This is a genomic window from Pseudomonas sp. IT-P176, from assembly GCF_949767245.1.
Classification (GTDB): domain Bacteria; phylum Pseudomonadota; class Gammaproteobacteria; order Pseudomonadales; family Pseudomonadaceae; genus Aquipseudomonas.
This window is the reverse complement of record NZ_CATKPN010000074.1, coordinates 1-7,884: the sequence shown is the minus strand read 5'-3', so window position 1 is coordinate 7,884 and position 7,884 is coordinate 1. Positions and strand designations below refer to the sequence as shown.

Annotated in this window: 4 protein-coding genes and 1 riboswitch; all 4 genes read left to right on the top strand. The window is 65.4% G+C overall.

What is annotated here, in order from left to right; all coding sequences use genetic code 11:
* Window positions 1-355: 355 nt before the first annotated feature.
* Window positions 356-567: riboswitch (cobalamin riboswitch) on the top strand.
* Between the two features lie 98 nt (window positions 568-665).
* Window positions 666-1,733, top strand: a complete 1,068-nt coding sequence (gene cobW / locus ACM6IP_RS20985; protein ID WP_095170367.1) for a cobalamin biosynthesis protein CobW — start codon at window positions 666-668, stop codon at window positions 1,731-1,733.
* A 3-nt stretch (window positions 1,734-1,736) separates the two neighbouring features.
* Window positions 1,737-5,567, top strand: coding sequence for a cobaltochelatase subunit CobN (gene cobN, locus ACM6IP_RS20980; protein WP_414862211.1), 3,831 nt, complete (start codon window positions 1,737-1,739; stop codon window positions 5,565-5,567).
* A gap of 117 nt (window positions 5,568-5,684) precedes the next feature.
* The gene (locus tag ACM6IP_RS20975; protein WP_414862210.1) at window positions 5,685-6,692 is read left to right on the top strand and encodes an ATP-binding protein; all 1,008 of its coding nucleotides are present in this window, start codon (window positions 5,685-5,687) and stop codon (window positions 6,690-6,692) included.
* Window positions 6,674-7,357: a vWA domain-containing protein gene (locus tag ACM6IP_RS20970; protein ID WP_414862212.1), complete on the top strand. Its 684-nt coding sequence runs from the start codon at window positions 6,674-6,676 to the stop codon at window positions 7,355-7,357. Before ACM6IP_RS20975 ends, ACM6IP_RS20970 begins: the two co-directional genes overlap by 19 nt.
* Window positions 7,358-7,884 lie beyond the last annotated feature (527 nt).

Genomic DNA, 7,884 nt, shown 5'->3' with positions numbered 1-7,884 from the left:
TACCTATGTGCGTGAACTGATTTGTAACCCATGTGGGTGAGTCATACCGGGTAAGAGCGTTTTGCTTACTTTTGCGCTGTTCAAAAGTGAGCCGCTGTAAGAGCGGAGCCATAGGTGGCCGTTACCGAAGAAATGGATATGTACTCGGTCTAATCCAACACCCCAGAGGCCGCCACGGTAGCAAGCTCCCTCGCCACAGACCGCTACAAAGTTGTGTAGATACCTATGCCCATCGCGGGCAAACCCGCTGCCACCAGTGTTCCCACTCCCCTGTAGGAGCAAGGCTTGCCCGCGATGGCCGCATTCCTGGCACCACAGAACACGGCATGAACATTGACCCGCCCCGACGCGATGCGTAGCCTTGCGCCTTCGAGGTTCTTTGGCGCGTGCGCCGAAGCTAAGAAGGGAACGCGGTTGATGCCGCGGCTGCCCCCGCAACTGTGAACGGTGCTGTTTCTGCCAGGCCACTGCACGCTTGATCTCAAGCGGCGGGAAGGCGCAGGAACCGCCAGTCGAAAGACCGGCCCACCGTCAGCCAGGAGACCTGCCTCGATCCAGATTCTCACTACAACCGGGCGGGGTGATCCGGTGGCGAACGCTTTCCGCACGCCTGCGCGTTGTGGCTTCTCGTCCCGTATGCCCGCCACCTTGCCAAAGGGCATCCGATGAAAACACTGGCCAAACTCCCCGTCACCATCGTCACCGGCTTCCTCGGCTCGGGTAAAACCACCTTGCTGCGACACATGCTCGACAACGCCCAGGGTCGTCGCATTGCGGTGATCGTCAACGAGTTCGGCGAGCTGGGCATCGACGGCGACATCCTCAAGCAGTGCACCATCGGTTGCACCGAAGAAGAAGCTACAGGCCGGGTGTATGAGCTGGCCAACGGCTGCCTGTGCTGCACCGTCCAGGAAGAGTTTTTCCCGGTGATGCGCGAACTGGTGGCCCGTCGCGGCGACCTCGACCACATCCTCATCGAAACCTCCGGCCTGGCCTTGCCCAAGCCGCTGGTCCAGGCCTTCCAGTGGCCGGAAATCCGCAGCGCCTGCACAGTCGACGCGGTGATCACCGTGGTCGACAGCCCGGCCGTGGCCGCTGGCACCTTCGCCGCCTTCCCGGACCAGGTCGACGCCCAGCGCAAACTCGACCCGAACCTGGACCACGAGTCGCCGCTGCACGAACTGTTCGCCGACCAACTGGCCAGTGCCGACCTGGTAATCCTCAACAAGGCCGACCTGATCAGCCCTGAAGACCTGGCCCGGGTACGCCTGGAAGTTGCCGAGGAGCTGCCGCCAGCGGTCAAGATCATCGAAGCCAGCAGCGGGCGCTTGCCGCTCGACGTGCTGATTGGCCTGGGTGCCGGTTCCGAAGAACACATCGACAGCCGCCACAGCCATCACGATCACCATCACGACGGTGATGATCACGATGACCACGATCACGACGCCTTTGACTCGATCTCCATCGAACTGCCGCAAGCCGACGAAAGCCTGCTGCTCGATGCCTTGACCCAACTGGTGGTCCAGCACGGCATCCTGCGGGTCAAGGGTTTCGCCGCGATCCCGAACAAGCCGATGCGCTTGCTGATCCAGGGCGTGGGCACGCGCTTCGACAAGCATTTCGACCGGCAGTGGGGCGCGGACGAAGCACGTACCACACGCCTGGTGCTGATCGGCCAGGCGCTGGATGCGTCCTTGCTCGAAGCGCAACTGCGCGCCGCGCTCAGCGTCTGACCCATGCACCTGCTCAGGACCCAGCCCGGCGGTTTTGTTGCCGACGACAACATTGCCGACCTCGGGCAAACCCCCGCCGACCTGGTGATCCTGTGCAGCGGCGACTCCAGCCTGGCACTGTTGGCCGAAGTGGCCCAGCAACTGCCGGATGACTACCCGAGTCTGCGCCTGGCCAACCCGATGCAGGTGCAGAACCATGCGTCGGTCGACCTCTACGTCGACCAGGTGCTGCGCCATGCCAAGGTCATCCTGATTTCGCTGCACGGTGGCATCGGCTATTGGCGCTACGGCGTCGAGCGTCTGGTGGAGCTGTCCAAGCGCGGGGTGCAACTGATCCTGGTGCCGGGCGATGACCGCCCCGATCCGGAGCTCAGCGACCTGAGTACGGTGCCGGTGCAGGACCGCGAGCGGCTGTGGCACTTCCTGCGCCAGGGCGGCAAAAGCAACGCCCTGGACCTGTACCGCTGCCTGGCCAGTCGCTGGCTCGGGCGCGACTACCCGTGGGCCGAACCGCAAGCCCTGCCGCGTACCGCGATCTATCACCCGCGGCACAGCCAGCCCGACCTGGCCTCATGGCAAGCCGACTGGCAGGCCGGGCAGCCGGTGGCGGCAGTGCTGTTCTACCGTTCCCATTTGCAGGCGGCCAACACCGCCTTCATCGATATTTTCTGCCAGCGCTTGCAGGCGGCGGGGCTCAACCCGTTGCCGATTGCCCTGGCCAGCCTGAAAGAGCCCGGTTGCCTGGCGGTGGTCGAGGACTGGCTGGATCAAGTCCAGGCCTCGGTGATTCTCAATACCACCGGGTTTGCCCAATCCAGCCCGGAAGCGCCGCACCTGCGGCCGTTTCGCCGCAACATCCCGGTGATCCAGGCGATCTGCGCCCAGGACAACGAGCCGGGCTGGCGCGCCAGCGAACAGGGCCTGGGGCCGCGGGACCTGGCGATGCACATTGCCTTGCCGGAACTGGACGGGCGCATCATCAGCCGTCCCATCAGCTTCAAGGACCTGGCCTGGCGCAGCGAGCGCAGCCAGTGCGACGTGGTCTGCTACCGGGCGCAACCGGAGCGCATGGATTTCGTCGCCGAACTGGCGCGCCGCTGGAGCGAACTGGCGCGGGTGGAGAATGGGCAAAAACGCGTGGCGTTGATTCTCGCCAACTACCCGACCCGTGACGGCCGCATCGGCAATGGCGTTGGCCTGGACACCCCGGCCGCGGCCTTGAACATCCTGCGGGCGCTGCAGGCCGAAGGTTATCCGCTGCCTGGCGAGTTGCCGGACGGCGGCACCGAGCTGATCCGCCAACTGCTCGGCGGGGTCAGTAACGACCTGGACAGCATCGACCAGCGTCCCTGCCAGCAAAGCCTGGCGCTGGATGACTATCACGCGCTGTTCGACGCCTTGCCCGCAGCCAATCGCGCGGCGGTGCTGGCGCGTTGGGGCGCGCCGCAGGACGACCCGATGTTCCGCGGTGGGCGCCTAATGATCGCCGGGCTGCGTTTTGGCCTGACCTTCGTCGGCATCCAGCCGGCACGGGGTTATCAGGTCGACCCGAGCGCGGTCTATCACGACCCGGACCTGGTGCCGCCCCACGGTTACCTGGCGTTCTATTTCTGGCTGCGCCAGGTCTACGGCGCCCATGCACTGGTTCACGTGGGCAAGCACGGCAACCTTGAATGGCTACCGGGCAAGGGCGTCGGCCTGTCTGAGAGTTGCTGGCCGGATGCGCTGCTGGGGCCGCTGCCGAACATCTATCCGTTTATCGTCAATGACCCGGGAGAGGGCGCCCAGGCCAAGCGCCGGACCCAGGCGGTGATCATCGATCACCTGATGCCACCGCTGACCCGCGCCGAAACCTACGGCCCGCTGCGCAACCTCGAGTTGCTGGCGGACGAGTACTACGAAGCCCAGTTGCTCGACCCACGGCGCGCCCGTGAGCTACAGCGGGAGATTCTCGAACTGGTGCGCGAAACCCACATCGATCGGGAATTGCAACTGGACGGCAAACTCGACAGCCAGGCCGACGCGGCGATCTGGCTGCCGCGCCTGGACACCTACCTATGCGACCTCAAGGAGTCGCAGATTCGCGATGGCCTGCATGTGTTCGGCGAATCGCCCAGCGGGCGCCTGCGTATCGACACCTTGCTGGCCCTGTTGCGCATCCCCCGGGGCGACGGGCGGGGCGCGCAGTCGAGCTTGCTGCGGGCCTTGGCCAAGGCGTTCGGCCTGGGTTTTGATCCGCTGGACTGTGAGTTGTCGGCACCGTGGAGCGGCCCCAAGCCGGACGAGTTGCAGGGTCTCGGCGAGGAGGCCTGGCGCACTGCCGGTGACACCCGCGAGCGCCTTGAGCTGTTTGCCGCGCAGTTGATCGAGCAGGCAGTCACCCCGCTTGCGCCGCAGCCGTTCCCCCGTGGGAGCGAGCCTGCTCGCGAAGCGATTGACCCCAGCGGCTTGCTCCCTCAGGACCCATGCTGGGCTGAAGTCAACGCGATCATCGGCCACCTGCGCGAAGTCGTCGCACCGCGCCTGGATGCCTGTGGCCCGGCGGAAATGCGCGGTTTGCTCGACGCCCTGGCCGGGCGGTTTGTCCCGGCCGGCCCGAGTGGCGCGCCAAGTCGCGGGCGTCTCGACGTGCTGCCCACCGGCCGTAACTTCTACTCGGTGGACGTGCGCAACCTGCCGACCACCACCGCCTGGCGCATCGGTTTCCAGTCGGCCAATCTGATCCTCGAACGCCACCTGCAGGACCACGGCGATCACTTGCGTCAGCTCGGCCTGTCGGTATGGGGCACGGCCACCATGCGCACCGGCGGCGATGACATTGCCCAGGCTATGGCATTGATGGGCGTGCGTCCGGTCTGGGCCACGGGCAGCCAGCGGGTCGACGATTTCGAAATCCTGCCGCTGAGCCTGCTGGACCGCCCGCGAGTGGACGTGACCTTGCGCGTGTCGGGGTTCTTTCGCGATGCCTTCGCCAACCTGATCCGCCTGTTCGATGCCGCGGTGCAAGCCGTGGCTGCACTGGATGAACCGGATGACATGAACCCGCTGGCGGCCAAGATCCGCGAGGAGCGTCAAGCCTTGCAGCACGCGGGGCTCGATAGCGACGCGGCGGCGCGCCAGGCCGGTTGGCGGATCTTCGGTGCCAAGCCGGGCGCCTATGGGGCGGGCGTGCAGGGCGCCATCGATGGCCGCCTGTGGCAAAGCCGCGAAGACCTGGCCGAGGTCTACCTGAACTGGGGTGGCTATGCCTACGGCGGCGCCGACGAGGGTACCGCGGCCCGCAGCCAGTTCGCCCAGCGCCTGAGCCAAGTCCAGGCGGTGTTGCAGAACCAGGACAACCGCGAGCACGACTTGCTCGATTCCAACGACTATTACCAGTTCCAGGGCGGCATGCTGGCCGCCGTGGAAACCCTCAGCGGTGCAGCGGCGGCGAGTTATCACGGCGATCACAGCCAGCCGGACCTACCGAAGATCCGCACGCTGAAGGAAGAGCTGAACCGGGTCATCCGTTCCCGTGCCGCCAATCCGAAGTGGATCGAAGGGGTCAAGCGCCATGGCTACAAAGGTGCTTTCGAACTGGCGGCGACCGTGGACAACCTGTTTGCCTTCGACGCCACCACGCAGTTGATCGACGATCACCAGTACGCTTTGCTGGCCGACGCCTACCTGCTGGACCCCTCGACCCGCGAGTTCGTGCGCCAGCATAATCCCCATGCACTGCGCGACATGACCGAGCGCCTGCTCGAAGCGCAACAGCGCGGGCTATGGCAAGCGCCTGGTGAGTACCGTGAGGCGCTGGAGCATTTGCTGCTGGATATTGAAGAAGATTCTTGAACCCATGTGCGATCGTTTCGCTGGCAAGCCAGCTCCCACAGGATCTACGCGGACTTGGAGGAGCTGGCTTGCCAGCGAAAGCGCTGTGACAGACAACCGTTGTAGTCGAGACCTGAGATGACCGACACCCCCCATTTCCCGCTGTCCGCCGTGGTCGGCGCCGACGCCCTGAAGCTGGCGCTGTGCCTGAGCGCCATCGACCCGAAAATCGGCGGCGTGCTGATCGAAGGGCCGCGCGGCATGGCCAAGTCGACCCTGGCCCGTGGCCTGGCCGACCTGCTGGCCAGCGGGCAGTTCGTCACCTTGCCCCTGGGCGCAACCGAAGAACGCCTGGTCGGCACCCTGGACCTGGATGCGGCATTGAGCGAGGGTCGCGCGCAGTTTTCCCCTGGGGTCCTGGCCAAGGCCGACGGTGGGGTGCTGTACGTCGATGAAGTCAATCTGCTGCCCGATCACCTGGTGGACCTGCTGCTCGATGTGGCAGCCAGCGGTACTAACCTGATCGAGCGCGACGGCATTTCCCACCGTCATCCAGCGCGGTTTGTGCTGATCGGCACCATGAACCCGGAAGAGGGCGAGCTACGTCCGCAACTGCTCGATCGCTTTGGCCTGAATGTCGCACTCAGTGGTCACACTGCGCCGCTGGAGCGCGGGCAGATCATCCGCCGCCGCCTGGATTTCGACAGCGACCCGCAGGCGTTCTGTGCGCAGTGGGAAGCAGCCCAGTTGGCCCTGCGTGAACGTTGTCAGCAAGCGCGCCGGCTGCTGAGTGAGATCGCCCTCGACGATCAGGCGCTGGCACAGATTACCGAACGCTGTTTCGCCGCCGGGGTCGATGGCTTGCGTGCTGACCTGGTGTGGCTGCGTGCTGCCCGCGCCCATGCCGCGTGGCGCGGGGCAACGGCGATCGATGACGGCGATATCGAGGCAGTCGCTGAGTTTGCCTTGCGCCATCGCCGTCGCCAGGCCCCGCCGCCCGCTTCGGATCCACAACCAGCGCCCCCGGCGTCTGCCCCGCAATCACCTGGCGTCGATTCAGGCCAGGGCCAGTGGGGCGAAATGCCGGCCCAGGCGCTGCCCACCGGTGCCCGCCGTGAAGTGCCGAGCTGGCCAAAAAAGCCCTAGGCATCCGCCCGCGCTGTAATGCGGGGGCGGATGCCAGGCCCCGGGCGGGGCGCTTGCACAATGGCCGGCAGGGGCCACGGCGGTCCGCTGGCAGCGGGTCGGTGGATTGGCCGGGGACGCTGCTCAAGGGCCGGCCGCGCAGCCGCGACGCGCTGCTGTTCCATTGGCGCAGCCGTGCGCCTCACGAACTGTGGCTGGTGATTGTCGATGCCTCGGCCTCGACTCGCCGGCATCAGGCGCTGGGGGATGCCAAGGGGCTGTTGGCGCAGGTGTTCGACGACGCCTACCGGCAACGTGCGCGCCTGGCCTTGCTTACCGTCAGCGGCCTGGCACCGAGTTGGCAGGTCCAGGGTTTAAAGGCTTCCGGCAGTCTGCGCGATTGGCTTGAGGGGTTGGGGGCCGGGGGAGGTACGCCGTTGCTGGCGGCCCTTGGCGAGGCGGGGCAGTGGTTGGTTCGGCGGCAAAAGCGCTTTCCGGCGGAAGTTCAGCGTGTGTTGTTGGTGACTGATGGTCGCCTCAAGGCTTGGCCGAACCTGGTGGCGTTTGGTTGTCCGAGTTTGTTGGTGGATATTGAGCGTGGTCCGATTCGCCTGGGTCGGGCTCGGGATCTGGCTCGGGAGTTGGGGGCTGAGTATCGGCATATTGATGATCTTGGGGTGGGTTGAAGGGGGCATATCCGTTGCTGCGGTGATGGCCACTTAGGGTTCCGCCCTTACGGCGGGTCACTTGGAAGCCCCAAGTAACCAAGGGCTCTTTCCCCTGACGTACGGCCCCTCGCTTAGGCTCGGGGTACCTTCGCTACGGTATCCATCCGGGGGCATCGCCTCCGGTTTGCTTCGCTGCGCCTCCTCTCGATGCATGCGGCTTCGCCGCACGACGCTACGCGCCTCCCCTGGATAGACACCTTCGCTCAGCTTGCCGATGGGCGGGTGGATCAAGATCAAGAGCCAGAGCACGGCGGCCTCCCGGCCGGCCTGGCTTTTCCTGGTGTACGAATTTCCCTTGTGGGAGAGCTATCGTTGCTTGCCCTGAGTGAGCGGCACTGATTGGCCTACGGTATCTGGCCGGCGAAGGTGCTGAAGAGCACATCGTGATCCAGGCAATAGGTGTGAGCGTTGACGGCTCTTGCGCGCAGACGGAAAACCTCCTGACGTGCTTCCACCTTTGTGAGGGCATCTCTGCTCAACGACTT

Coding starts and splice junctions, on each gene's coding strand:
- cobN (WP_414862211.1), top strand. CDS start 1,737: ATGCACCTGCTCAGGACCCAGCCCGGCGGTTTTGTTGCCGACGACAAC.
- cobW (WP_095170367.1), top strand. CDS start 666: ATGAAAACACTGGCCAAACTCCCCGTCACCATCGTCACCGGCTTCCTC.
- ACM6IP_RS20975 (WP_414862210.1), top strand. CDS start 5,685: ATGACCGACACCCCCCATTTCCCGCTGTCCGCCGTGGTCGGCGCCGAC.